24 protein-coding genes are annotated in these 24,633 nt (G+C 75.0%); 11 read left to right on the forward strand and 13 right to left on the reverse strand.

The window, feature by feature from the left end:
- Window positions 1–249 precede the first annotated feature (249 nt).
- A complete protein-coding gene (locus MNZ27_RS23910) occupies window positions 250–630 on the forward strand; it encodes a DUF1841 family protein (protein WP_242392920.1) in 381 nt (126 codons plus the stop codon).
- A 51-nt stretch (window positions 631–681) separates the two neighbouring features.
- Here MNZ27_RS23910 and MNZ27_RS04920 read toward each other — a convergent pair whose 3' ends face one another.
- The gene (locus MNZ27_RS04920; protein ID WP_242392921.1) at window positions 682–1,683 is read right to left on the reverse strand and encodes a CBS domain-containing protein; all 1,002 of its coding nucleotides are present in this window, start codon (window positions 1,681–1,683) and stop codon (window positions 682–684) included.
- Between the two features lie 43 nt (window positions 1,684–1,726).
- Between MNZ27_RS04920 and crcB the strand changes: the two genes are divergently transcribed.
- From crcB to MNZ27_RS04935, 3 genes are all read left to right on the forward strand, one after another.
- The gene (gene crcB, locus MNZ27_RS04925) at window positions 1,727–2,107 is read left to right on the forward strand and encodes a fluoride efflux transporter CrcB (RefSeq protein WP_242392922.1); all 381 of its coding nucleotides are present in this window, start codon (window positions 1,727–1,729) and stop codon (window positions 2,105–2,107) included.
- Window positions 2,108–2,199: 92 nt separating this feature from the next.
- Window positions 2,200–3,123: an ABC transporter ATP-binding protein gene (locus MNZ27_RS23915; RefSeq protein ID WP_242392923.1), complete on the forward strand. Its 924-nt coding sequence runs from the start codon at window positions 2,200–2,202 to the stop codon at window positions 3,121–3,123.
- Window positions 3,116–4,189: an ABC transporter permease gene (locus MNZ27_RS04935; protein ID WP_242392924.1), complete on the forward strand. Its 1,074-nt coding sequence runs from the start codon at window positions 3,116–3,118 to the stop codon at window positions 4,187–4,189. The genes MNZ27_RS23915 and MNZ27_RS04935 overlap by 8 nt, the downstream gene beginning before the upstream one ends.
- 30 nt (window positions 4,190–4,219) lie before the next feature.
- On the opposite strand, the gene mobA is transcribed toward MNZ27_RS04935, so the two are convergent.
- On the reverse strand, window positions 4,220–4,837 hold the full coding sequence (gene mobA, locus MNZ27_RS04940; protein WP_242392925.1) for a molybdenum cofactor guanylyltransferase: 618 nt from the start codon (window positions 4,835–4,837) through the stop codon (window positions 4,220–4,222).
- A gap of 72 nt (window positions 4,838–4,909) precedes the next feature.
- On the opposite strand from mobA, the gene MNZ27_RS04945 reads away from it, so the two are divergent.
- Window positions 4,910–5,248, forward strand: coding sequence for a tetratricopeptide repeat protein (locus MNZ27_RS04945; protein ID WP_242392926.1), 339 nt, complete (start codon window positions 4,910–4,912; stop codon window positions 5,246–5,248).
- Window positions 5,245–6,060 carry an enoyl-ACP reductase FabI gene (locus MNZ27_RS04950; RefSeq protein ID WP_242392927.1) on the forward strand — a complete coding sequence of 272 codons (816 nt, stop codon included), beginning with the start codon at window positions 5,245–5,247 and terminating at the stop codon, window positions 6,058–6,060. Before MNZ27_RS04945 ends, MNZ27_RS04950 begins: the two co-directional genes overlap by 4 nt.
- 76 nt (window positions 6,061–6,136) lie before the next feature.
- On the opposite strand, the gene MNZ27_RS04955 is transcribed toward MNZ27_RS04950, so the two are convergent.
- The 4 genes from MNZ27_RS04955 to MNZ27_RS04970 all read right to left on the reverse strand — a co-directional run bounded on the left by MNZ27_RS04955 (window position 6,137) and on the right by MNZ27_RS04970 (window position 8,950).
- Window positions 6,137–6,793 carry an MBL fold metallo-hydrolase gene (locus MNZ27_RS04955; protein WP_242392928.1) on the reverse strand — a complete coding sequence of 219 codons (657 nt, stop codon included), beginning with the start codon at window positions 6,791–6,793 and terminating at the stop codon, window positions 6,137–6,139.
- Between the two features lie 391 nt (window positions 6,794–7,184).
- Entirely contained in the window at window positions 7,185–7,571 is a 387-nt protein-coding gene (gene erpA / locus MNZ27_RS04960) for an iron-sulfur cluster insertion protein ErpA (RefSeq protein ID WP_308197910.1), read from the reverse strand.
- Between the two features lie 109 nt (window positions 7,572–7,680).
- Window positions 7,681–8,391 (reverse strand): SDR family oxidoreductase, encoded by a 711-nt coding sequence (locus MNZ27_RS04965; RefSeq protein WP_242392930.1) that lies wholly within the window; start codon window positions 8,389–8,391, stop codon window positions 7,681–7,683.
- A 1-nt stretch (window position 8,392) separates the two neighbouring features.
- Window positions 8,393–8,950 (reverse strand): cob(I)yrinic acid a,c-diamide adenosyltransferase, encoded by a 558-nt coding sequence (locus MNZ27_RS04970; RefSeq protein ID WP_242392931.1) that lies wholly within the window; start codon window positions 8,948–8,950, stop codon window positions 8,393–8,395.
- A gap of 27 nt (window positions 8,951–8,977) precedes the next feature.
- Between MNZ27_RS04970 and MNZ27_RS04975 the strand changes: the two genes are divergently transcribed.
- From MNZ27_RS04975 to MNZ27_RS04990, 4 genes are all read left to right on the forward strand, one after another.
- A complete protein-coding gene (locus MNZ27_RS04975; RefSeq protein ID WP_242392932.1) occupies window positions 8,978–10,372 on the forward strand; it encodes a hypothetical protein in 1,395 nt (464 codons plus the stop codon).
- An 89-nt stretch (window positions 10,373–10,461) separates the two neighbouring features.
- Window positions 10,462–11,442 carry a diguanylate cyclase gene (locus MNZ27_RS04980; RefSeq protein WP_242392933.1) on the forward strand — a complete coding sequence of 327 codons (981 nt, stop codon included), beginning with the start codon at window positions 10,462–10,464 and terminating at the stop codon, window positions 11,440–11,442.
- 192 nt (window positions 11,443–11,634) lie between these two features.
- Window positions 11,635–13,206 (forward strand): ATP-binding protein, encoded by a 1,572-nt coding sequence (locus MNZ27_RS04985; RefSeq protein ID WP_242392934.1) that lies wholly within the window; start codon window positions 11,635–11,637, stop codon window positions 13,204–13,206.
- The gene (locus MNZ27_RS04990; protein ID WP_242392935.1) at window positions 13,203–14,684 is read left to right on the forward strand and encodes a sigma-54-dependent transcriptional regulator; all 1,482 of its coding nucleotides are present in this window, start codon (window positions 13,203–13,205) and stop codon (window positions 14,682–14,684) included. The genes MNZ27_RS04985 and MNZ27_RS04990 overlap by 4 nt, the downstream gene beginning before the upstream one ends.
- A gap of 3 nt (window positions 14,685–14,687) precedes the next feature.
- Here MNZ27_RS04990 and galU read toward each other — a convergent pair whose 3' ends face one another.
- On the reverse strand, window positions 14,688–15,554 hold the full coding sequence (galU, locus tag MNZ27_RS04995; protein ID WP_242392936.1) for a UTP--glucose-1-phosphate uridylyltransferase GalU: 867 nt from the start codon (window positions 15,552–15,554) through the stop codon (window positions 14,688–14,690).
- A gap of 81 nt (window positions 15,555–15,635) precedes the next feature.
- The gene (gene dksA / locus MNZ27_RS05000) at window positions 15,636–15,989 is read right to left on the reverse strand and encodes an RNA polymerase-binding protein DksA (protein ID WP_242392937.1); all 354 of its coding nucleotides are present in this window, start codon (window positions 15,987–15,989) and stop codon (window positions 15,636–15,638) included.
- Between the two features lie 107 nt (window positions 15,990–16,096).
- On the opposite strand from dksA, the gene MNZ27_RS05005 reads away from it, so the two are divergent.
- Window positions 16,097–16,987, forward strand: a complete 891-nt coding sequence (locus MNZ27_RS05005; RefSeq protein ID WP_242392938.1) for a hypothetical protein — start codon at window positions 16,097–16,099, stop codon at window positions 16,985–16,987.
- A 1,315-nt stretch (window positions 16,988–18,302) separates the two neighbouring features.
- Here the strand turns inward: MNZ27_RS05005 and MNZ27_RS05010 are convergent.
- The 5 genes from MNZ27_RS05010 to MNZ27_RS05030 are packed head-to-tail and all read right to left on the reverse strand — an operon-like array spanning window position 18,303 to window position 24,565.
- The gene (locus tag MNZ27_RS05010; RefSeq protein ID WP_308197911.1) at window positions 18,303–19,121 is read right to left on the reverse strand and encodes an ABC transporter ATP-binding protein; all 819 of its coding nucleotides are present in this window, start codon (window positions 19,119–19,121) and stop codon (window positions 18,303–18,305) included.
- Window positions 19,118–20,158: a FecCD family ABC transporter permease gene (locus MNZ27_RS05015; protein ID WP_242392939.1), complete on the reverse strand. Its 1,041-nt coding sequence runs from the start codon at window positions 20,156–20,158 to the stop codon at window positions 19,118–19,120. The genes MNZ27_RS05010 and MNZ27_RS05015 overlap by 4 nt, the downstream gene beginning before the upstream one ends.
- Entirely contained in the window at window positions 20,155–21,051 is an 897-nt protein-coding gene (locus MNZ27_RS05020; protein WP_242392940.1) for an ABC transporter substrate-binding protein, read from the reverse strand. Before MNZ27_RS05020 ends, MNZ27_RS05015 begins: the two co-directional genes overlap by 4 nt.
- Complete coding sequence (locus MNZ27_RS05025; RefSeq protein ID WP_242392941.1) at window positions 21,039–22,607, reverse strand: MXAN_6577-like cysteine-rich protein; 1,569 nt, start codon at window positions 22,605–22,607, stop codon at window positions 21,039–21,041. The genes MNZ27_RS05020 and MNZ27_RS05025 overlap by 13 nt, the downstream gene beginning before the upstream one ends.
- A 2-nt stretch (window positions 22,608–22,609) precedes the next feature.
- Window positions 22,610–24,565 carry a TonB-dependent receptor gene (locus MNZ27_RS05030; RefSeq protein WP_242392942.1) on the reverse strand — a complete coding sequence of 652 codons (1,956 nt, stop codon included), beginning with the start codon at window positions 24,563–24,565 and terminating at the stop codon, window positions 22,610–22,612.
- Window positions 24,566–24,633: the final 68 nt, after the last annotated feature.

The raw sequence follows: 24,633 nt of genomic DNA on the forward strand, positions 1-24,633 counted from the left end.
CGGCCCGCTGGCGGCCGGTGCCCCCATGGTGGTTCTACTGCCGCCGGGGGGCGGACCCTCGCGCCGCGCGGGGGGTTCCGGACGGGGGTCCCCGGGCGGTCGCGCCGTCGCGCGGCGGGCGGCCGGGCGGAGGGCCGGCGCCTGGGCGGCCGGCCGTCGGCTGGCGTGGCCCCGATCGCGCGCGCTCGCGGCGAACCGGCTCGCGATCCGGAGGGGCCGCGACTAGCATGCCGCGGTCCGGAGGATCCCGTGACCTACGACGCAGACCAAGCCCCGGAGCCGGAGAGCTGGCTCGCAGCGACCGAGGATGACCGCCTCGAGGCGGTCGAGGCGCACCATCGGGGGCTCACCTCGCACGCGCCGATGCCGCGGCCGCGCGTCCACGCCGCGCTCCACCTCGTGGTCGAGACGCAGCTCGCGTCGGGCAAGCCGCCCGAGGTCCGCCGCGCGCTCACCCGGCTCACCGCGGGCGGGCTCTCCCGGCACGAGGCGGTCCACGCCATCGGGTTCGTGATCGCCGACGCGACCCGCGCCGCGCTCGAGGGGCGGAGGTTCGACGCCCAGGTCTTCGCGCGCGAGGTGGACGCGCTCACGGCGGAGCGCTGGCGCGAGCTCTCGACCGGCGAGTGACGGCGTCCCCCCGGGCGGGGTCGAGCTCGGCGCGAGCGGGCGCCGGAGGCGTCACTGAGAGTCCACCGGCAGCGGCGGCAGGAGCCCGCGCAGCAGCGCCGCCCGGTCGAGCGCGCCGACGAGCCGGCCCGCGTCGTCCACGATCGCGAGCACCTTGTGCGCGCCGCGCACCACGAGGCCGATGGCGTCGCGCAGCGCCACGTCCGGCGTCGCGGTCGGGACCGGGCCGAGGATGTCGCCGGCGGTCCGGGCACGGGCGCGCCGCTCCGCGAGCTCACGCTCGGCGTGGCCGAAGGGGAGGCCGTGGATCGACCCGGAGAACACCCCGCGCCGCACCGGCGGCGCGAGCCGCTCGAGGAGCGCGGCGTCCGAGACCACGCCGAGGACCCGGCGCCCGGCGTCCACCACGAGCGCGTGGTCGAGCCCGGACGCGGCGGCCACCGCGATCACTTGATCGAGCGGCGCGTCCGCCGCCACCGCCGGCGGGTCCGGCCGCATCAGCGCGCCGACGGGCGCGCCGCCCTCGAGCGGCGCCGGCGCCTCCGCCTCGGTCGCGTCCCAGCCGCCGCCCGCCACGGCCCGGAGCACGTCGACCCGCGAGAGGATCCCCGCGAGCCGCCCCGCGCGGTCCAGCACCGGGAGCCGCTTCAAATGACGTCGCGCCATGAGCTCCGCCGCCTCCCGGAGCGCCACCGCCTCGCCGACCGTGACCAGCTCCGGCGTCATGACGTCCCGCGCCACCCGCCCGGACCGCGCGATGCGCGCGACGCACCGCTCCGCGTCGCCGGCGGCGAGGGGCGCGAGGGGGCCGGCGCCCGGCTCGCCCGCGGCGACCGCGCCGCGCGCGACCACGTCGCCACCGGTGACGATGCCGACGGCGAAGCCGCGGGTGACGACGGGCAGCGCCCTCCGCCGCGAAGCGGCCATCCGGAGGACGACCTCGGCGAGCGGCGTCGAGGGCTCGATCGCCACGGCCGGCCTGCTCATCACGTCGCCGGCCGCGAGGTCGGCGAGGATCGCCCGCCGCAGCGCGAGAGGGTCCTTGCCGGGCATCGGCTCATGTTGCCCGGCCAGGGCCGGCGAGGTAAAGGGGACCGTGGACAAGTTCCTGCTGGTCTGCCTCGGCGGCGCGCTCGGCAGCGGCGCGCGCTACCTCGTCGCCACCTGGTCGCTGGCGACGTTCGGCGCCGGCTTCCCCCGCGGCACCCTCGCCGTGAACGTCGTCGGATCGTTCCTGCTCGCGGCCATCCTGACCGCCGCGACCGCGACGGAGGCCGTCTCCCCCCAGCTCCGGATCTTCCTCACGACCGGCGTGATGGGCGGCTTCACCACCTACTCCTCCTTCAACTGGGAGACGATCGTGCTCGCGCAGGAGGGCCGGCTCGGCGCCGCCGCGCTCTACCTGGCGGTCACGCTCGCGGGGTGCCTCGCCGCGGGCGTCGCCGGCATCGCGCTCGTGCACCGCGTGGTCGGCTGACGGCCGCCGAGCGCCGCCGCACGGTCGCGGCGCGGCGCGCGGCTTCGCGGGCGCGATGACACGCGCGTCGCGACGCGCTATCTGTCCGCCCCGTGTCCGACCTCGCCATCCGCTGCCGCGGGCTCGTGAAGCGCTACCCGCCGGACGTCACGGCGGTGGACGGCCTCGATCTCGAGGTGCGCCGGGGCGAGTGCTTCGGGCTGCTCGGGCCGAACGGCGCCGGCAAGACCACCACCGTCGAGATCCTCGAGGGGCTGCTCGCGCCCACCGGCGGCGAGGTCGAGATCCTCGGCGCGCGCTGGGACCGGGACGCGGCGGACCTCCGGGCCCGGATCGGCATCACGCTGCAGGAGACCCACCTCCCGGAGCGGCTCACGGTGGAGGAGATCGTGCGGCTCTTCCGCTCCTTCTACCCGCGCGGCCGCGGCGAGGACGAGGTGATCGGCCTCGTCTCGCTCGGCGAGAAGCGGCGGGCGCGCTACGACCGGCTCTCCGGCGGGCAGAAGCAGCGGCTCGCCGTGGCGTGCGCCCTCGTGGGGGAGCCGGAGCTGCTCTTCCTCGACGAGCCCACCACCGGCCTCGATCCGCAGTCGCGCCGGCAGCTCTGGGACGTGGTGGACGACCTGCGGCGGCAGGGGCGGACCGTGCTCCTCACCACCCACTACATGGACGAGGCGGAGCGGCTCTGCGATCGCGTCGCGATCGTGGACCGGGGGCGGGTGATCGCCCTCGGCACGCCGCGCGAGCTGATCCACCGGGTCGTCGGCCAGGAGGTGGTGGAGTTCGAGGCGCCGGACGGCGTGCTGGAGGCGGAGCTGCGGGCGCTCCCGGGGGTGGAGGCGGTCCGGCGCGCCGGCGCCGGGTGGGCCCTCACCGTGGACCGGCTGCACCTGGCGATCCCGGCGCTCCTCGCCCGGCTCGAAGCGCGCGGCGTCGCGCTGTCCGCGCTCTCTACCCACCGCGCCACCCTCGAGGACGTGTTCGTCTCCCTCACCGGCCGGAGGCTCCGTGACTGACCGCGCCCCCGCCCGCCGCCGCGCGCCGCGCCTCCTTCGCCGCTCGGCGCTCGCGCAGCTCGTCCTGGCCCGGCTCCGCGCCTTCTTCCGCGAGCCCTCCACCGTCTTCTGGAGCTTCGGCTTCCCCATCCTGCTCACGATCGCGCTCGGGATCGCCTTCCGCGCGCGCCCGCCGGAGCCGGTCCGCGCGGCGGTGCTCGCCGGCCCCGGCGCCGAGCGCGTCCGCGCGGCGCTCGCCGCGGATCGGGGCGTCGTCGCCGAGATCCTGCCGGAGGCGGCGGCCCGGGCCGCGCTCCGCACCGGGCGCGCGGCCATCGTGGTCGTCCCCGGCGACCCGCCCACCTACCGCTCCGATCCGACGCGCCCGGAGAGCCGCCTCGCCCGCGCGGCGGTGGACGACCTCCTGCAGCGCGCCGCCGGCCGGCCCGACGCGTTCAGCGCCGCCGACGCGCGGGTGACCGAGCCCGGCGCGCGGTACGTGGACTTCCTCGTCCCCGGCCTCCTCGGGATGAACGTCATGTCCGCGGGGATGTGGGGGATCGGCTGGGTCATCGTCGAGGACCGGCAGAAGAAGCTCCTGAAGCGCATGGTCGCGACGCCGATGCGCCGGAGCGAGTGGCTCCTCGCGTTCGTGCTCGTCCGGCTCGTGTTCCTCCTCATCGAGGTGCCGGTGCTGGTCGGGTTCGCGATGCTCGCCTTCGAGGTGCCGATGCGCGGGTCGTGGCTCGCGCTGGCGGCGATGGCGGTGCTCGGGGCCCTCGCGTTCTCCGGCCTCGGCCTGCTCGTGGCGAGCCGGGCGCGGAACACGCAGACGGTCGGCGGCCTCATCAACCTGGTGATGATGCCGATGTTCATCGTCTCCGGGGTGTTCTTCTCCTCGGCGAACTTCCCGCCGGCGCTCCAGCCGATCATCCGCGCGCTCCCGCTCACCGCGCTGAACGACGCGCTGCGCGCCGTGATGAACGAGGGCGCCGGCCTCGCCGCCCTCTGGCCCGAGGCCGCCCTCCTCGCCGGCGTCGCGGCCGCGTCCTTCGCCCTCGCCCTGCGCTTCTTCCGCTGGGTGTGATCCACGTCACGGCCCGGCCGGCCACCGCGCTCACGGCGGGAGTTGGCCCGGGACGAGCCCGAGCCGGGCGGCGTCCGCGGGGGTGTTCGCGTTCTCGAAGGCGCGTCCGGCGGGGTCCACCGTCCGCCACTCCGCCTCCTCGACGACGCGGGCGCCGACCTCGCGCGCGAGCTCCCGGAGCGACGGATCGCCCTCCCGGAGCAGCCGGTCGAGCACCGGCAGGCAGGCGCGCGACCAGCAGGCGTGGAGCGGCTGGAGCCGCCCGCCGAACCGCACCAGCACCGCGGGGGCGTCGCCGCGCCGGTCCGCGAGCCAGCGGATCGGCCCCGCCGACAGGAAGGGCATGTCGCACGCGGCCGTGAAGACCCACTCGGTGCGCGCGGCGGAGAGGGCGGCGTGCACGCCGCCCGGCGCCCCCTTCCCCGGGAGCACGTCGCCGACGATGCGCACGCCGAGCGCGGCGTACGGCGCCGGATCGTTCGCGACCACGAGCGCGTCCTCGAAGAGCTCCTCGAAGAGGCGCACCGCCCGCGCGGCGATGGGCTCGCCGTCCAGCGCGAGCAATCCCTTTGGCAAACCGCCCATGCGCGTGGCGTGCCCGCCGGCCACGAGGGCCCCGGTGCACCCCGCGATGAGAAGGGGTTTCATGCGGAAAGAGTGTAGCGCGCGCCGGTCGGTACTGGAGTGTAACGGTCGTTCCGCGGTACAACGTGCGACCCTATGACTCCGGAGCAGCGCCTCGAGGCCTTCCGCCAGTTCGTGCAGAAGAGCCCCGACGATCCCTTCGCGCGGTACTCCCTCGCCATGGCCCTTCGCGGGGCGGGGCGCGGGGACGAGGCCGTCGCGGAGTTCCGCGAGCTCGCCCGCCGGGCGCCGGAGTACGTGCCGACCTACCTCATGCTCGGGCAGGCCCTCGAGGCGCTCGGGAGGGACGGGGAGGCGGCGCAGGTCTACGAGGACGGGATCGCCCAGGCGGCCCGCAAGCACGAAGGACACGCACAGGGCGAGCTGGCGAGCGCGCTCGAGGCGGTCCGCGCCAGAGGAGCAGGATCACGATGACCGACACCCAGACTCCCCCGCCGTCCTACGGCGGGCTCATGAAGGGCAAGCGCGCGGTGATCACCGGCGTCGCCAACGAGCGCTCGATCGCGTGGGCGATCGCCCAGGCGTTCCACCGCGAGGGCGCCGAGCTGATCTTCACCTACCCGGGCGAGGCGATGGGCGCTCGCGTGCGACCGCTCGCCGAGAGCCTGGGGGCCAAGGCCATCCTCGACTGCGACGTCTCGAAGGACGCCGACGTCGAGCGGACCGTCGCGGACGTGAAGAAGGTGTGGGACCGCGTGGACGTGCTGGTGCACGCCATCGGCTTCGCCCCGCGCAGCGCCCTCGACGGCCGGTTCACGGACGTGACCACGCGCGAGGTGTGGCAGATCACGATGGACGTCTCGGCGTACTCCCTCATCGGCCTCACGCGCGCGTTCCGGCCGCTGATGCCGGCGGGCTCGTCGGTCGTCGCGCTCACGTACTACGGGGCCGAGAAGGTGGTCCGGCACTACAACGTGATGGGCGTCGCGAAGGCCGCGCTCGAGGCGTCGATGCGGTACCTCGCCGAGGACCTCGGCCAGGACGGGATCCGGGTGAACGCGATCAGCGCCGGCCCGATCAAGACGCTCGCCGCCGCCGGCATCAAGGGCATGCGGTCGATGCTCTCCGAGAACGCCGAGCGGACGCCGCTCCGGCGGAACGTGGAGCAGGAGGACGTCGCCCGCGCGGCGCTCTACCTCTGCTCCTCGCTCGCGCCGAACGTGACGGGCGAGGTGCTCCACGTGGACGCCGGGCAGAACATCCTCGGCGTCGTCAGCATGGGGTGACGGAGCACTTCCCAGGCGCGCGGGGCCTAGGGGCTCGAAAGGGCCTCGGGCCTCGGACGCAGGCCTGGGACCCCTGTCAGACGAACCGCCCCCGCCGCGGGCGCTCGCCGACGAACGGGTTCGACCGCCGCTCGTCGCCGATGGTGCCGCCCGGGCCGTGGCCGGGCAGGAAGCGCACCTCGTCGGCGAGGGCGAACAGCTTCGACTGGATCGACCGGCGGAGCGCCTCGAAGTCGCCGCCCGGCAGATCGGTCCGCCCGACCGAGCCGGAGAAGAGCGTGTCGCCCGTGAAGACGAGCTGCTCGTCCGGGAAGGCGAGGCAGGCCGAGCCCGCGGTGTGTCCCGGCGTGTGCAGGACGATCCCCTCGCTCGCGCCGACGCGGAGCCGGTCGCCGTCGGCGGGGCGCTCGTCGACCGATGGGATCTCCACCGGCTCGAACCCGAACATCTCCGCCTGGCGCGGCAGGGCGTCGAGCCACGGCACATCGTCGGCGTGGAGCGCCAGCGGGGCGCCGGTGCGAGCCTTCGCCTCCGCCGCTCCCGCGACGTGGTCGATGTGGCCGTGCGTGCAGAAGATCCGCGTGATCCGGTAGCCGCCGGGCTCGGTGAGCGCGAGGATCCGCTCCACGTCGCCGCCCGGGTCGATCAGCACCGCCTCGCCGGTGCGGTCGCACGCGGCGACGTACGCGTTCGCCGCGAACGGTCCGACCACCGCATGCCGGACGATCAGCATCGCGCCTCCAGTCTTCACATATCCCGAAGCGGAGCTTATCGCTCCCGGGCCGGTCCGTGACCGTCACCGTGCCCGTGACCGTTCCCCGTATCCGTGCCCGCATCCCGCGTCCCCTGGTCCGTGCCTCCGTCGGATTACGGGATTGGGGCCACGGGCCCCGCGCAGCAGGGGTGGGGCCCCGGCCTCCGCTGGACGCAGCGAGACCGCAGCCCAAAGTCGTCACGCAGGGTGGAGGGACCCCGCCGCAGGCGGGGGGAGGGGCGCAGCCCCTCCGCGCGGGGACCGCGAGCGTTCCCCCCGCGAAGCGGGGGGGCGCGAGCGGTCACGGGCCCCGCGCAGCAGGGGTGGGGCCCCGACGGCTCCGCCGGCGGGGCGGGGCGGCACGCCCCGTTTAATAAGAAAAAGACGACCCGCAGCCGCAGGTGGTCCGGGCGTTCGGGTTGTTGAACTTGAACCCCGCGCCCTGGAGGCCGACCACGTAGTCCACCGTGACGCCCTGCAGGTACATCGAGCTCATCGGATCGACGAAGAGCTTGATCCCGTCCTGCTCGACGGAGAGATCGCCGTCGCGCGGGTCCTTCTCGAAGTCCATCGAGTACTGGAACCCCGCGCACCCGCCGCCCATCACGCCGATGCGGATGCCGTAGCCCTGGAGCCCCTCGCGCTCGATGGCTTCGCGCACCATCTCGACCGCCTTCGCTGTGAGTGTGACGGGGCTGGCCATTCCCAGGTCGGCGGGAGAGGCGGTGGTCGGGGCTACCGTGGTGTTCGCGTCCATTTGCGCTGGATCTCCGTGCGGGGGAGCGCGCTCCCCCGGTTGACGAGGCGCAAGAAGTCTAACAGCGGGGGTGCGACCGTTCAATCGAACCGCCTGCTCCCCTCGACGCTCAGCCAGCGCGCCCGGAGAGGTGCCGCCCGCCGTCCACGGGGAGCAGCGCGCCCGTCACGAAGGGAGCCTCGGCCAGGTAGCGGACCGCCCCGGCCACGTCGGCGGGGGTCCCGGAGCGCCCGAGCGGGATCCGCCGGGTGAGCTCGCGCCGCTGCGCCGCCGGGTAGGACGCCGGGAACAGCACCGCGCCGGGCAGCACCGCGTTCACGCGGACACGCGGCGCCAGCTCGAGGGCGAGGCACTCGGTCAGCCGGGCGAGCGCCGCCTTGGAGGCCGCGTACGCGGCGTACCCGCTCCAGGGCACCAGCCCGCCGCCCACGTCCACCACGTTCACGACCGAGCCACCCGAGCGGGCGAGCAGGCGGGCGAGGGCGCGGACGAGGAGGAGCGGACCGCGCGCGTTCAGGTCCATCTGCTCGTCGAACACGGACGCGTCGGTCTCGGCGAGCGGCACCGCCGCGAACGCCCCGGCGCTGTTCACCAGCAGATCGAGCCGATCGAAGCGACCGCGGAGGTCGGCGGCGAGCCGCGCGGGGCCGTCCGGCGTGGCGAGGTCGCCGGCGAAGGCGGCGGCGAAGCCCCGCGGCCGGTGCGAGCGGTAGTGCGCCGCGACGGTCCAGCCGTGGCGGGCGAGGTCGCGGGCGATCGCCTCGCCGACGCGGATCCCCGCGCCGGTCACCAGGGCGACGCGGGCCGGCGCGCGCGGCACCTCAGCGGTCTCCCCGCGGAGCCCAGGGAGCCTCAGCCCGGCCCGCCCGGTGGTTCGCGAGCCGGGCCGCCACGAAGAGCAGATCCGAGAGCCGGTTCAGGTAGGCGAGCGTCGCGGGCGCGACCTCGGCCTCCGCGGCGAGGGCGACCACGCGCCGCTCGGCGCGGCGGCACACGCACCGCGCGAGGTGGAGCGCCGCGGCGGTGCGGGTGCCCCCGGGGAGCACGAACTGGCGGAGGGGCGGCAGCTCCGCGTCCCACGCGTCGATGGCCGCCTCGAGCCGCTCGACCCAGGCCGCGTCCACGGGCGGGATCGCCGAGCGGGCCTTCGCGCCGTGGGGCGTCGCGAGCTCGGCGCCGACGCAGAAGAGCTCGTCCTGGATCCGGGCGAGGTGGCGGTCCAGCTCCGGATCCTCGACCTGCGCCCGGACCACGCCGAGCGCGGCGTTCAGCTCGTCCACCTCGCCGTACGCCTCGACGCGGCGATCGCCCTTCGAGACGCGCGCCCCCCCGAACAGGCCCGTTTCGCCGGCGTCGCCCGTCTTCGTGTAGATCTTCACCTCGCGGTGCCTATCAGAGGGAGCGGGGTGCGGCAACGCCCGCGCGAGGAGCGCGGCGGCCCTGCCCCCGGCAAGGAGCACATGACGGCGGCGTTCGAGGGCGAGGCGCTCGAGGCGATCGGGCGGGAGGCGGCGGCGCGGGCGTGGGCGGAGGGGCTGACGGTCCTCCGACCGGACGGGGCGGTGGTGCCGATCCCCCTCGTCGCCGAGCCGGAGGCGCTCTCCCGCGCCGCGCTCGCCGCGGCCGCCGCGGAGGCGGAGCGGATCCTCTCGGGCGCCGTCAAGCTCGCCCGGGCGTTGCTCGTCTCGGGCGACGCCCGCGATCGGGCCGCCCTCGAGGAGCCGTTCTCGGGGCTCGAGGCCGAGGCGATGGCGAAGCTCTTCACCGAGGCGCCGCTGGCCGCGATGATGGCCCGCGTCGACTGGCTCCTCCCGGCGGACGGCGGGGCGCCCCGCGCGCTCGAGCTGAACGCCACCATCCCGGCCATGTCGGGCTACGCCGATCTCGCCGCGCACGCCTGGATCCGCGCCGCCGCGCGGGCGCGCGGGAAGACGCCGCGCGAGGAGCGGGCGCTCGTCGCGGCGTGCGGCAGCCACATGGAGCGGCTGCGCGACGCGCTGGTCGGCGTGTACCGGCAGCGCGGCGGCACCCGGGAGCGCCCGTCGATCGCGCTCGTCGCCCGGCCGGGCGACGCGCAGATCGGCGAGCTGCGCCGGATCGCGGCCCACTTCCGCCAGATGGGCCACCGCGCCGAGAACCTCACCCCCGCGACCTGCGTCCCGGAGGAGTGGGACGTCCTCTACCGCCACGTCTGGGCGAACCGGGTCGAGCCCGACGCGCCGTTCGCCCGGGCGCTCCGCGCCCCCGGCCGCTACGTCCTGGCGAACCCGGTGAACGGGCTCCTCGAGGCGAAGGCCCTCTTCGCGCGCCTGTCGGAGTGCGCCGAGGACGCCGACCTCGCCACGCGCGCCGGCCTGGACGAGGGCGAGCGCGCCGCGGCCGCGCGACTCCCGGTGACGCGGCGGGTCACCCCCGAGCTCGCGCGGCGGCTCCTCGAGGAGCGGGAGCGCTGGGTCCTGAAGCGGAGCTGGGACTACGGCGGGAAGAGCGTCCGGCTCGGCGCCGAGCTCGCGCCGGACGCGTGGGCGCTGGTGGTCGCGGAGGCGGTCGAGGACCGGCGCGGCGGTGGGTTCGTGGCGCAGGAGCGGATCTTCGCGGCGCGCCGACCCGCGACCCGCGTCGCGCCCGAGGGCCTCTCTCGCGCCCCGCTCTACCGCGATCTCTCGACGTACTGCGGCCTCGGCCCCTCGCGCCCCTCCGGCTCGGTGGTGCGGGCCGCCGCTTCGCCCATCGTGAATATCCTCGGCGGCGGGGGACTCGCGCCGGTGATCCCCGAGGACGTCCTCGACGCGCTCCGGTGACGGCGCGCCCCGGGTCCGGCGCGCCGGCGACGCCCGCCGCGGCCCCGCGCCCCTTGGGCCGGGGGCCCTCGTCGGGTATCGTCTCCACCGTGCCCGCGCACCGCCCACGCATCCTGGTCGTCGACGACTCGCGCATCCAGCTCGAGTGGCTCGTGAAGGTCCTCGAGAAGGAGGCGTACCTCGTGGACCGGGCGGCCGACGGCCGGGAGGCGATCCGGAAGGTGCGCTCCGACCCGCCGGACCTGGTCCTGCTCGACATGGTCCTGCCGGACATGGACGGCCTCGAGGTGTTGCGCTTCGTGAAGGCGCGCCCCGAGGACCAGTTCATCCCGGTGATCATCCTGTCGGTCCGGTCGGATCTCGACTCGAAGGTGACGGGGCTGCGCATCGGGGCCGACGACTTCCTCGCGAAGCCGTTCGCCGAGGCGGAGATCCTCGCGCGCTGCGCGGCGATGCTGCGCATCAAGTCGCTCCAGGACCAGCTCCGGGAGACGCAGCGCAAGCTCGCGGAGCAGGCGATCACCGACGACCTCACCGGCCTCAAGAACCGGCGGGCCTTCGACGAGCGGCTCGAGGAGGAGTTCCGCCGCGCCCAGCGGTACGCCGACCCGGTCTCGCTCATCATGATCGACCTCGATCACTTCAAGCAGGTGAACGACCGGTTCGGCCACCCGTTCGGCGACGTGGTGCTCCGCGGCTCCGCCGAGCAGCTCCGCGCCTCCACGCGCGAGCCGGACATCTGCGCGCGCTACGGCGGAGAGGAGTTCGCGGTCATCCTGCCGAAGACGCACCTGCAGGGGGCGCTCTCGGTCGGCGAGCGCATCTGGAGGGAGCTCGGCGCGCGGCGGTACCCGCTGCCCGCGGGGGCCGGCGACGCCAGCGACGATCCCGCCGGCCTGCAGGTCACCGCGTCGATCGGGATCGCCTTCTACCCGTCGAAGGACATCGGCTCGCCGGAGCTCCTCGTGAAGTACGCGGACGAGGCGCTCTACCAGGCGAAGCGCGCCGGCCGGAACACCATCTGCCTGTACCAGGCCCAGGCCTACCGGTACGACGTCCCGAGTCGCTGATCGTCGGGAATCGCTGATCGAGATCATGGGTCCGGCGGACCCTGTCGGGCGATTTGGCTGGGTGTGATATGACCCTGGGCGGTGCCCCACCCGGACGTGCCTCGCCGGCAACTCCCGGACTTCCGGGCAGCTCGCGAGGGACGCGGCGGGATCGCGCGATGCACAACTCCTCCCGACCGCATGGAAGAGGCGATGACCACCCAGCGCGCAGAGGGGGCGGGGCCCGCGGCGACAGCGGGGGCGCAGTCCACCCTCCTCGTCGTGGACGACGACGAGCACGTCCGGCGCGCGCTCCGGCGCGTGCTCCGGCGCTCGACGTGCCGGGTCATCGACGTGGGCGACGCCGCGACGGCGCTCCAGGTCCTCGAGTCGGAGCCGGTCCAGGTGGTGGTCTCGGACTACCGGATGCCGGGGATGTCCGGCGTCGACCTGCTCCGCGAGGTGAAGGAGCGCTGGCCGCGGGTCCAGCGCGTGCTCCTCACCGGGCAGGCCGACTCCAACGCCATCGAGGAGGCGGTGAACCAGTCGGAGATCTTCCGGTTCATCTGGAAGCCGTGGGACGACGGCCACCTCCTCATCACGATCCAGAGCGCGATGGACCAGTACTGGGTCGTGGAGGAGAACGCGCGACTCCAGCGGCTCCTCGCCGAGCGGAACGCCCAGCTCGAGCGGCTGAACCGCGATCTGGACGGCCAGCTCGCCGCGCGCTCCCAGGCGCTCGTGCGCGCGGCGCAGGAGTGGCGCGCCTGCTTCGACGCCCTCGGCGACCCGCTCGCGATCCTGCGCGGCGGCGGGTGCGAGGTCGTCCGGGCGAACACCGCGTTCGCCCGCGCGGCGGGGGTGCCGGTGAACGCGCTCCCCGGGCTCCGCTGCGACGCGCACGCCTTCGGCGCCCTGCCGTGCCCGGCGGGCCGCGGGCTCGCGCGCGGCGGCGCGCTCGAGCGCGAGATCACGGTGCGCGACCGCACCTGGCTCGTCCGCTCCTTCCCGCTCGAGGAGGAGGGCGTCTCGGTCGTCGTCTACAAGGACGTCACCGAGGAGCGCGAGGTCTCGCGCCGTCTGTTCCACGCCGAGAAGATGTCCGCGGTCGGCCAGCTCGCCGGCGGCGTGGCGCACGAGATCAACAACCCGCTCGGCGGGATCCTCGCGTTCGCCCAGCTCATGAGCCGCGAGGACCGCTCCGCGGAGGACATGGAGAACCTCCGCCTGATCCAGGACGCGGCGAACCGGGCGAAGCGGATCGTCGAGTCGCTGCTCCGCTTCTCGCGCCGCCCGCGCGAGGAGGAGAAGGGGCCGGTGGAGCTCTCCCAGGCGTTCGAGGACGCGCTGTTCCTGCTCTCGTCCCAGCTCAAGGGCGGGCGCTACGAGGTGGTCCGCCGCTACGAGCCGGCCTGCGCCCACGCCAACGCGAACCAGCTCCAGCAGATCGCGGTCAACCTCCTCGTGAACGCCCTGCAGGCGATGGACGGCGAGGGGCGGGTGGTGCTCACCACGGGCGCCGCCGGACCGGGGCGCGTCCACCTGTCGGTGGAGGACTCCGGCCCGGGCATCGAGCCGGAGATCGCGAAGCGGATCTTCGAGCCGTTCTTCACCACCAAGCCGGAAGGGCAGGGCACGGGGCTCGGCCTCTCGATCTGCTACCAGATCGCGGAGGAGCACGGCGGCTCGATCCGCGCGGAGAGCGGCGCCGAGCGCGGCGCCCGCTTCGTCGTCGAGCTGCCCGCGGCACCACACCAGAAGGTCAGCGAGGAGAGGGCGGTATGAGCACCGAGGCGGTCGAGCAGAAGGCGGTCCGGGTCCTGATCGTCGACGACGAGCCGACGCTCCTGCGGGCGCTGGAGGCGCTCCTCAAGAAGAAGGGGTACGACGTCCTCGGGCTGGACTCGCCCATCGTGGCGACGCAGAAGCTCGCGCAGGAGGACTTCGACGTCGCGCTGCTCGACATCAAGATGCCCCAGCTCTCGGGGCTCGAGCTGCTCAACGCGGTGAAGCACCGCCGGCCGGAGGTGGAGGTCATCATGATGACCGGCCACGCGACGGTCGAGACGGCGCTCGCCGCGGTCCGCTCCGGCGCCTACGACTACCTCACGAAGCCGTTCGAGGACGTGGAGCTCGTCGAGCGCGCGGTGGCGAAGGCCGCCGAGCGCAAGATGCTCTTCGACCGCAACCGCCGGCTCGAGTCCGCGCTCCGCGAGCGCGAGGGCGCGCCGCAGACCGACGGCATCGTCGGCACCTCCGCCCCGATGCGGGAGGTCGCGCGGATGATCGACGCGGTGGCCTACAGCGCGACCACCGTGCTGGTCACCGGCGAGAGCGGGACGGGCAAGGAGCTCGTCGCCCGCGCGCTGCACGCGAAGAGCCCGCGGCGCGGCCACCCGTTCGTCGCCCTGAACTGCGGCGCGCTCACCGAGACGCTCCTCGAGTCCGAGCTCTTCGGCCACGTGAAGGGCGCCTTCACGGGGGCGCAGCGCGATCAGAAGGGGCTCTTCGACGCCGCCGACGGCGGCACGATCTTCCTCGACGAGATCGGCGACATCCCGCCCGCGACCCAGGTCCGGCTCCTCCGCGTGCTGCAGGAGGGCGAGATCAAGCGCGTCGGCGCCGCCGACGCGGTGCGGGTGGACGTGCGCGTCATCGCGGCGACGCACCGCGACCTGCCGAAGCTCGTGAAGGCCGGCAAGTTCCGGGAGGATCTGTTCTACCGGCTCAACGTCATCAACATCCCGCTGCCCGCGCTGCGCGAGCGCGTCGAGGACGTCCCGCTCCTCGCGCACCACTTCCTCCGCCGCTACGCCGAGCGGCTCGGGAAGAAGGTCCGCACCCTCGCGCCGGAGGCGATCGAGCTCCTCTGCGGCTACCGCTGGCCGGGGAACGTGCGCGAGCTCGAGAACGCCATCGAGCGCGCGGTCGTCCTCTGCCGCGGCGAGGCGGTCACGCCCTCCGACCTCCCCCCGGCGGTCACCGGCCGGACCGCGCCGCTCGTGCGCGAGGCGCCGGCGCCCGGCGACGACGCCGCGTGGCTCTCGCTCTCCTATGCCTCCGCGAAGGAGCAGGCGCTGCGCCGGTTCGAGAAGGGCTACGTCGAGGCGCTGATGCGCGCCTGCGACAACAACATCTCCGCCGCCGCGCGGAAGGCCGGGATGGACCGATCGAACTTCAAGCGCGTCCTCCGGAAGTACCGGAGCGACGTCGAGGCCGACGCAGGCGACGAGGGCGACGGACCGGAGCGCGTGACGGCCTGACCGTCACTTGATCCCCGAGAGGAAGGCGCGGAGCGGGCCGGCGAGCTCGGGGCGCTTGAGCGCGTACATGATGTTGGCCTTGAGGTACCCGAAGCGATCGCCGGCGTCGTACCGCTCGCCCTGGAACCGGTACCCGAGGAGCCCCTCCTCGCGCGCGAGGATCGCGAGGGCGTCGGTGAGCTGGATCTCGCCCCCGACCCCCGGGCGGACCCGCTCGAGGATCTCGAAGATGCTGGGCGGGAGCACGTAGCGGCCGATCACGGCGAGGTTCGAGGGCGGGTCCTTCCTCGGCTTCTCGACGAGCGCGTCGATCCGGATCGTCCGGTCGTCCACGGCGCTCCCCGCGGCGATCCCGTAGAGGTGCGTGTCCTCCCGCGGCACCTCCATGAGCGCGATGGTGCCCAGGCCGTGCCGCCCGAAGCAGTCGGCGAGCTGCTTCGCGCCCGGGATCGGCGCGTCGATGACGTCGTCGCCGAGCATCACCACGAACGGCTCGTCCCCGACGACGTCCTTGGCGCAGAGCACCGCGTGGCCGAGCCCGAGCGGCTCCTGTTGACGCACCGTCACGATGTGCGCCATGCGGGCGATGTCGCGCATCTGCTGCTTCAGCTCGAGCTTGCCGGTGCGCTCGAGGTGCGCCTCGAGCTCGCCCGCGAGGTCGAAGTGATCGACGATCGACTCCTTGCCGCGCGCGCACACGAGGATCACGTCGCGCACGCCCGCGGCCACCGCCTCCGCCACGATGTACTGGATCGTGGGCGTGTCGACGATGGGCAGCAGCTCCTTGGGCACCGCCTTGGTGGCGGGGAGGAACCGCGTCCCGAGCCCCGCGGCCGGGATCACCGCCTTGCGGATCGTCTTCGTCGGCATGGTGCGCAATCTAGCCCGGGCGCCCTCGGTGAACCAGCGTGACGGCGATCGCGCGGCCGCCGAGGGGGCCGGAGGCCCGCGCTACCGCTCCGCGTGCTCCGCCTCCGTCTTGCACTCGATGCACAGATCCGTCACCGGCCGCGCGCGCAGTCGCGCCGGCGAGATGGCGCGCCCGCACGACGAGCAGGTCCCGAACGTGCCGTCCTCGAGGCGCGTCAGCGCCGCCCGGATCTTCCCGATGAGCTTGCGGTCGCGATCGCGGAGCCGCAGCGCCCAGTTGCGGTTCTCCTCGGCCGTGGCGCGATCGTTCGGGTCGGGGAGCTCGCTCGCGCCGGCCCCCGCCATGTCGTGGACGGAGCGTTCCCCTTGGCCGACGAGGGACGTGAGCTGCGCCTTGAGGAGCGTGCGGTACCTGTCCGTCTCGCGCTTGCGCACAGCGCACCTCCGCGCACGGGGACCACCACGACCTCGACGGTAGCGCGTTCGCGAAACGGGGGACAAGCGTCCTTGCCGGGGGCGCGGGGGGCCCGTATCCTCGGCGGGTGCGTACCCGACTCGCCACACTCGTCGCGATGACGCTCCTCGTCGCCGCCGGCGCCGCCGCCGCGGAGCTGCCGCCCGCGGGAGGCATCCCGGATCTGGCCGGCGCCCGTACGCTCGGGCTCTCCTCGGGGGTCGGCAGCGCGCTGGGCAACGAGGGCCTCTACCTGAACCCGGGGGCGCTCGCCGTCCAGCGGCGGTACTCCGTGGACGCCGGCGTCCTCTTCGATCGGCGCGGCGCCGCCACCGTCGATCGGTTCGTCGGCGGATCGGTGGTGGACTCGATCTCCGCGCCGATGACCGCGGCGGTGGGGTACGTGAACGTGGGCGAGGGGCTCTACCACGGGAACTTCTGGACCCTCGGGTTCGCGGGACCGGTCGTGGAGCGCTTCTACCTGGGCGCGACGGTCAAGTACCTCGCGCTCGCCGGTCCACAGGAGGTGCGCGCGGCGACGATGGACGCGGGGATGCTCTGGCAGGTGGCCGATTACGTCTCGGTCGGCGCCGCGGGCTACAACCTCGTCCCCATCGCGAAGGACCTCGTGGCGCCGCGCGGCGTCGGGGCGGGCATCGCGATCGGGACCGATCGGCTGTTCCAGATCACAGCGGACTGGCGCGCCGACTTCGACCGGGGGCAGCTCACCTCGACGACGCCGGACGTCCGCGCGACGAAGAACCGCTACGGCGCGGGCGCGGAGCTGCTGCTCGGCGATCTGGTCCCGCTGCGCGGCGGGTTCCAGGTGGACGAGGTGCTCGACACCAGGTGGTGGTCGGTGGGGACGGGGCTCGTCTCCAAGAACGGCATCGCCCTCGACGTCGGGTACCGGCAGAGCGTGGACGCGAAGACCGCCCGGCAGATCGCGGCGTCGCTCAGAGTGTTCATGTTTCAGTAGAAGCGGGGGCTGGCGCCCCCGCCCCGCCGAGCAAAGCTCGTCGGGGCCCCACCCCTGCTGCGCGGGGCCCGTGACCGCTCGCGGCCCCCGCTTCGCGGGGGATCGCTCGCGGTCCCCGCGCGGAGGGGCTGCGCCCCTCCCCCCGCCTGCGGCGGGGTCCCTCCACCCTGCGTGAGGGGTTTCGGCTGCTCCCCCGCCCCGCCGCCCTGAGCCTGTCGAAGGTCGTCGGGGCCCCACCCCTGCTGCGCGGGGCCCGTGACCGCTCGCGTTCGCGTTTGGGCACGGGCACGTTCCGTGAACCGTGCCCGTCACCGTCACCGGCTTTTCCGTGACCCGTGAACCGGATCCCGTGGCCCGTGGCCCGGTACCCGTGGTCCGACGCGCCGTCGGATCACGGGCCAGGGAACACGGGAGCCGGGAGGCGGGCACGGGGAACGGTCACGGTCACGGGCACGGTGACGGGAACGCGTTCGCGTTTGGGCACGGGCACGTTCCGTGAACCGTGACCGTCACCGTCACCGGCTTTTCCGTGACCCGTGAACCGGATCCCGTGGCCCGTGGCCCGGTACCTCGTGGTCCGACGCGCCGTCGGATCACGGGCCAGGGAACACGGGAGCCGGGAGGCGGGCACGGGGAACGGTCACGGTCACGGGCACGGTGACGGGAACGCGTTCGCGTTTGGGCACGGGCACGTTCCGTGAACCGTGACCGTCACCGTCACCGGCTTTTCCGTGACCCGTGAACCGGATCCCGTGGCCCGTGGCCCGGTACCTCGTGGTCCGACGCGCCGTCGGATCACGGGCCAGGGAACACGGGAGCCGGGAGGCGGGCACGGGGAACGGTCACGGTCACGGGCACGGTGACGGGAACGCGCTCGCGTCGAGCACGGGCACGGTCCGTGAACCGTGCCCGTCACCGTCACCGGCTTTTCCGTGACCCGTGAACCGGATCCCGTGGCCCGTGGCCCGGTACCCGTGGTCCGACGCGCCGTCGGATCACGGGCCAGGGAACACGGGAGGCGGGCACGGGGAACGGTCACGGTCACGGGCACGGTGACGGGAACGCGTTCGCGTTTGGGCACGGGCACGTTCCGTGAACCGTGCCCGTCACCGTCACCGGCCTCTGCGTGACCCGTGAACCGGATCCCGTGGCCCGTGGCCCGGTACCCCGTGGTCCGACGCGCCGTCGGATCACGGGCCAGGGAACACGGGAGGCGGGAGGCGGGCACGGGGAACGGTCACGGTCACGGGCACGGTGACGGGAACGCGCTCGCGTTCGCGTTCGGGCACGGGCACGTTCCGTGAACCGTTGACCGTCACCGCTCCCGATCGAAGGCGGGAAGGACCACCGGCGCGCCGGTGACGCCGTTCTCGCCGCGCCACACGGGGACGTCCCAGACCTCCCGGACGCGCTGGGCCGTGAGGACGTCGGAGGGGGCGCCCTCCGCCACCACCCGCCCGCGCGAGAGCACCACCAGCCGGTCGCAGGCGGCGGCCGCCAGGTTCAGATCGTGCAGCACGGCGACGACGCAGAGGCCGCCGCGGGCCGCCACCGCGGCCATCCGCATCACCATCACCTGGTGAGCCAGGTCGAGGAACGCGGTCGGCTCGTCGAGGAGGAGCACCCGCGGCTCCTGCGCGAGGGCGCGGGCGAAGAAGACGCGGCGGCGTTCTCCGCCGGAGAGGGCGTCGAGCCGGCGGTCGGCGAGGTGCGCCAGATCGCAGGCCTCGAGCGCGCCCTGCACCGCGCCGCGGTCGAACGGCGTCGGCAGCGCGAGGAGCCCCTGCCGCGGCGCCCGGCCCATCATCACCACCTCGCGCACGGTGAACGGCCAGGCGATGCGCGGCTCCTGGGGGACCAGGGCGCAGACCCGGGCCACCGCGCGCCGCGAGGCGTGGGCGGGATCCAGCCCGGCGAGCCGCACCGAGCCGCGCGCCGGCGCGGCGAGGCCGGCGACGAGCCGGACGAGCGTGGACTTCCCGGCGCCGTTCGGCCCGAGGAGGCCGACGAACTCGCCGGCGCGCGCGCTGAAGGACACGTCCTCGAGGGCGGCGCGGGCGCCGTACGCGAACGCGACGCCGCGCACGTCCACCATCGTCTCCGGGCCGGGGGGCCGCGGCGGCGCGGGGCTCACGCGGCGCTCCCGGAGGTGCCGCTCGAGCGGCGCAGCAGCCACAGGAAGAACGGCCCGCCCAGGAAGGCGGTCACCGCCCCCACCGGCGGCTCGGTCCCGAGCGGCAGGAAGGCGAGCCGCGCGAGGGCGTCGGCGAGGACGAGGAAGGCCGCCCCGAAGAGCGCCGCGCCCGGCACGAGCAGGCGGTGATCGGGCCCGACCACGCGCCGCACGAGGTGCGGGACGATCAGCCCCACGAAGCCGACCATGCCCGCGAGCGCGACCGCCGCGCCGGTCGCGGCGCTCGCGGCGAAGAAGACCCAGGCGCGCGTCCGCCGGACGTCGAGCCCGAGCGAGGCCGCCTCCTCGTCGCCGAGGGTGAGGAGGTTCAGGCGGGCCGATCCGGCGACCAGCACGCCGAGCGCCGCCGCCACCGCGACGCCTCCGGCGGCGAGCGTCCCGCCGGACTCGTACCCGATCGTGCCGAGCAGCCAGTAGAGGAGGCGCGCCGCCTGCTCCGGCGGAACGAGGAGGCGGAGCACGGTGATGACGCCCGCCGCGAAGGCGTTGAAGACGACGCCGACGAGCAGCGCGGTCTCCGGGACGAGCCGCCCCCCGACGCGGCCGAGGCCGAACACGAGCAGCGCGGTGGCGGTGGCGCCCGCGACGGCGCCGGCGGCGACGGGCGTCGCCGAGGCGAGCGCCGCGGCGCCGGGGCCGAAGGCTCGGGCGGCGGTGGTCGCGGCCAGGATGACGACCGTCCCCCCGAGCGCCGCGCCGCCCGAGACGCCGAGGACGAACGGCTCGGCGAGGGGGTTCCGCATCACCGCCTGGAGGGCCACCCCGGCGCCGGCGAGGGCGGCGCCGACGATCGCGGCGAGCGCCGCCCGCGGGATCCGCAGGCGGAGCAGGATGGTCCGATCCGGCTCCGCGCCCGACAGGGCGGCGCCGAGGGAGATGGGCTGCGCGCCGACGGCGCCGGACAGCGCCACCGCGAGCGCCACCGCGGCGAGGCCGGCGGCGAGGAGCACGGCGAGGCGGACCGGGACGGAGCTCACCGGCGGGCGGCCTCCGGGTGGACGGCGACGAAGAGCTGGTCGAGCGCGCGGGCGAGGCGGGGCCCGGGCCGGAGCGCGTCGTCCGTGGTGAGCTGCCGGACCGCGCCGCGGCGCACCGCCGGGATCGCGGTGAGGGGGGTATGGCCCGAGCCGGCGTGCTCGTTCACCGCGGCGTCGATCACGAGATCGGGGTCGAGCCCGGCCGCCCGCTCGAGCGGAAACACCGGCCAGGCGATCGTCCCCTGCACGGCGTTGCGCGCGCCGACGATCGCGAGCAGCTCGTCCGGGTAGCTCCCAGGGCCGGCGGTCACCAGGGGATCGCGCCCGACGACGAAGAGGACCCGCGGGCGCGGGAGCGACGCCGCGCGCGCGCGCACGCGGGCGATCGCCTGCTCGAGCGTCCCGGCGAGCCGGGCGCCCGCCGGCGCGTCGCCGAGGGCGCGGGCGACGGCGCGCACCGAGGCGAGCACGTCGGCGACGCTGACCACCGGGAAGGCGAGCACGGGGATCCCGAGCTCGGCGATGCGCCGCACCGCGGGGTGGGCGCTGCCGTCGGTGAGCCAGAGGACGAGGTCCGGCCGGAGCGCCACCACGGCCTCGGCGCTCGGGTCGAGGAAGCCGCCCACCCGCGGGAGCCGCGCGACCTCCGGGGCGGTGTCGTACCGGGTCACGCCCACCAGCCGGTCGGCGTGGCCGAGGGCGACCACGATGTCCGTCATGCTCGGCCCCAGGCACACCACGCGCCGGGGGACCGCCGGCGCGGGCGGGCCGAGGGCCCGGATCCCGCCGGCGGCGGCGTGCGGGCCGCCGTCCGGCCAGGACGCGTCGCGGGCGGCGGCGGGTCCGGCCAGGACGGCGGCGATGAGCGCGAGCGATTTGATCAGGGACCGCATGCCAGGTCGGCGACGTACGCGTAGTCGTTCGCGGCCGGGCACAGCGTCGCGCCCGAGACCGCACCGGCAACCGGATCGAGCTTGAACACCCGGCCCGAGTTGCGATCTGCAACGTAACCGGTGCCCGCGCAGAACGCGAGCGCGCCGGGCGCGGCGTTCTCGGCGGCCGGGAGGATCGCCTTCACGACCGGCGCCGCCCCGGAGAGGTCCACCGGCACGATCCCCGCGCCGGAGATCTTCACGGTGGGCCAGTTCGAGTAGTCGAACGCGCCGCAGGTGGCCCACAGCGTCGTGCCTTGCAGCGCGAGGTCCGCGACGTCGAGGCAGCTCGCCCCGAGATCCACGAGCCCCGCCACGCCCGCGCTCGTCACCGTGTCGTCGAGCGCGTCGGTGGCAGGGTCGATCACGGCGAGGCGGCCGGTGCTGCCCGCCGGAGCGCTCCAGTAGGCGTCGAGGTTCCAGAGCGACACGAACAGGCGCTCCTTCGCGAACGCGGGGCCGCTCGCCAGGACGAACCGCGCCGGCCGCGCGAGCGAGTTCTGGCTCGCGAGGGCGCTCACGTCGATGCGCTTCGTGATGGTCATGCAGGGCGGCTGGGCGGTGCCGGCGGCGCAGGCCGCCACGCCGGACACGTCCACCACGACGACCTCGGACGTGTCGGCCAGGGCGACGTAGGCCTTGGTGCCGCGGAAGGCGATGCCCTGGACGTTGGGGTTCGTCGCCCCCGCCGCCACGAGCGGCAGCTCATCCAGGGTCGAGCCGTCCGGCTCGAGGACGAGCAGGCTCGAGAAGGAGGTGTGAGCCACCCAGAGGAGCCCGTCGTGCGCGGTGAGGTACTCGAGATCCGGCTGCGCGGCGCTGCCGGGGATGGGGCTCGCGAACGCGACCCGGGGAGCAGGCGGGTCGAACAGGACCTCCGAGATCGTCTCGGCGCCGGTACCGCTCGCCACGTACAGCCCGCCGTTGAGCCACGCGAGGCCGATCGGACCGCTCGCCACCGAGATGGGCGTCCCAGCCGGCGCAAGGTCGCCGGTCGCCTCCCGGACCTCGCTCGTGTTGAGGCAGGAGAGGTACAGGTCGGCCACGCAAAGGCCGGTCTTGCAGTGCTCGTTGGTGCCGCAGGTCCGGCCGCAAGCGCCGCAGTTCCAGGCGTCGGCCTGGAGATCGACGCACGCAAAACCGCAGGCGGTCTGCTCCGCGACGGCGCACGACCCGGCGCAGCTCGTCGCGCCGGTGGCGGACGTCGTGCAGAAGTCTCCGGCGGCGCAGGTCGTGCCGCAGGCGCCGCAGTTCGCGGGATCGCTCCGCACGTCCACGCAGCTTCCGTTGCAATCCACCCGGCCATCGGGGCAGCGGCAGAACCCGGCCGAGCAGACCTCGCCCGCGGCGCAGGCCTGACCGCAGGCGCCGCAGTTGGCCGCGTCGGTCGCGACCGCCGTGCACGTCCCGGCGCAGACCTTCTGGTCGCTCGGGCACACCAGCTCCTTCTTGCTGCACGCCGCGAGCGACAGCGCCGCCGCCGCGATCGCCGTCCACGTCCACCGGATGTTCCGCATGCTCATCGTGCTCCTGTGTCGGGGAAGCCCGCGCGCAGGGTCAAGAGGACCGTGCGCCCGGGGAGGGGATTTCCGTAGCCGTCCTGCAGCGACCGGTCGTCGAGGAGGTTGCGCACCTCGAGGTTCAGCCGGAGCGCCGGGCGCGCCGTGATCCGGACCGAGCCGCCCATTCCGACCGTGAACGACGCGGGGATCTGGACGGTGTTCGCGGCGTTCAGCCACTGGCGCGAGATCCACTGCACCTCGCCGTGGGCCTCCGCGCGCTCGCCGCCGACGCCCGCCCGCGCGTAGAGCCGATGGCGCGGATGGCGGGGCAGCTCCTTGCCGAGGTCCGCCGCGGCGCCGCGGAGGTTCTCCGTGTCGAGGAAGGTGTACGCGAGGCCGGTGGAGAGGCCGGCGAGGCGCCGGATCGGCGCCGAGGCGAGCTCCGCCTCCACGCCGCGCACCGCCGCCTTGGCGTCGTTCACCGGGGTGAGCCGGCGGAACGAGGCGGCCTCGTAGACCACCAGGTCCTGGTACAGGGTCGTGAAGACGCCGGCGGAGGCGGTGCCGAGGCGCCCGTCGAGGGCGAGCGCGGCGTCGCCGCCGATGCCCGCCTCCGGCCGGAGCGCCGGGTTCGGCGCGACGATCCCTTGCTGCAAGTAAAGTTCGGAGAGGCTCGGGACCCGGTAGCTCCGACCGGCGCTCGCGCGGACCGAGAGCGGGCCGGCGACGGCGACCGAGCCGCCGAGCTTCGCGGAGACGCCGGCGAAGCCCCCCGTGCGCTCGACGCGCACGCCGGGGCCCACCCGCGCGCGGCCGTCCAGGAACGACACCTCACCGGCGGCGGTGGCCGCCACGGTGGACCGCGCGCGATCGCCGAGCCCGTCCGCGTCGAGCGTCTCGAGGCCGCCGTCGAGGACGACCGAGAGCGATCCCGGGCCCCGGCTCCAGTCGAGCCCGACGCTCCCGCCCGTCGCCGCCCCGCGCTGGCGGATCACCTGCCCGCCCAGCTCGGCGAGGCGCGCGTCCAGCCGGTCGAGCCGTCCCGTCGCGCCCGCGGAGAGCACCAGCGCGTCGCCGAGGGGCCGCCGGAACCGGGCCGAGAGGAGGCCGCGCCAGTCGTCCTGCCAGTCGTCCGGGGTCGGGTTGTAGGGCCACCCCGGGAGGTCGTGGTGGCCCCCGGAGAGCTGCGCCGCCGCGTCGAGCCGGCCGCCGCCCGCGAGGAGGAACCCCTTCACGAGCCCGCCGCCCAGGGCCGAGCCGTTGTGGACCCGATCGCGATCCACGAGCGGGGTGGAGGGCTGGTGATCGTCGTACTGGTAGCTGAACCGGCCGGTGCTGGTGGAGCCGGCCGCGGCCGCGAGCAGCCCCCAGCGGTCGCCTCCCGTGCCGGCCGCGACGTCGGCCTGGTACGTGCCGAACGACCCCGCGGTGGCGCCGCCGGACCAGGTCCCCGCGCGCACGGGGAGCGTCACCACGTTCACGACGCCCCCGAGCGCGCCGGAGCCGTGGCGGACGCCCTCCGTCCCGCGGACCACCTCGATGCGCGAGATCCACTGGGGCGGGATGGTGGAGAGATCGACGCCGCCGCCGGCGGCGGTGTTGAGGGGGAGCCCGTCGAGGAGGACCTTCACCTGCTCGGCGCTCGAGCCGCGGATCGACACCGTCGCGGTCTGGCCGAGGCCGTGATCCGCGATCGCGACGCCCGGCGAGGTCGCGAGGAGCTCGGCGGCGCCCTTCGCCTCGCCGGCGTAGCGGGACGCGTCCACCACCGTGACGGCGGCGCCGGGGGCGGCGGCGGCCTCGGACTGCACCGGGGGAGGGGGCGCGGCGACGACCACCTCGTCGAGCGTCACCGCCTCGTCCTGCGGCGGCGCGGCGGCGTCCTGCGCCCGGACGCGCGCCGGCCCGCTCGCGAGCGCGGCGGCGAGGAAGGCGGCGACGGCGGGACCGGATCCCGATCGAGAACGCGGCATCAATTCGTCGCGTCTCCTTCGGACGCGCGAACAGCGGCCGCGAACCATTCGCGGCCAGCGCTCCGAGG

This window comes from Anaeromyxobacter oryzisoli (assembly GCF_022690765.1).
Classification (GTDB): Bacteria; Myxococcota; Myxococcia; order Myxococcales; family Anaeromyxobacteraceae; genus Anaeromyxobacter; species Anaeromyxobacter oryzisoli.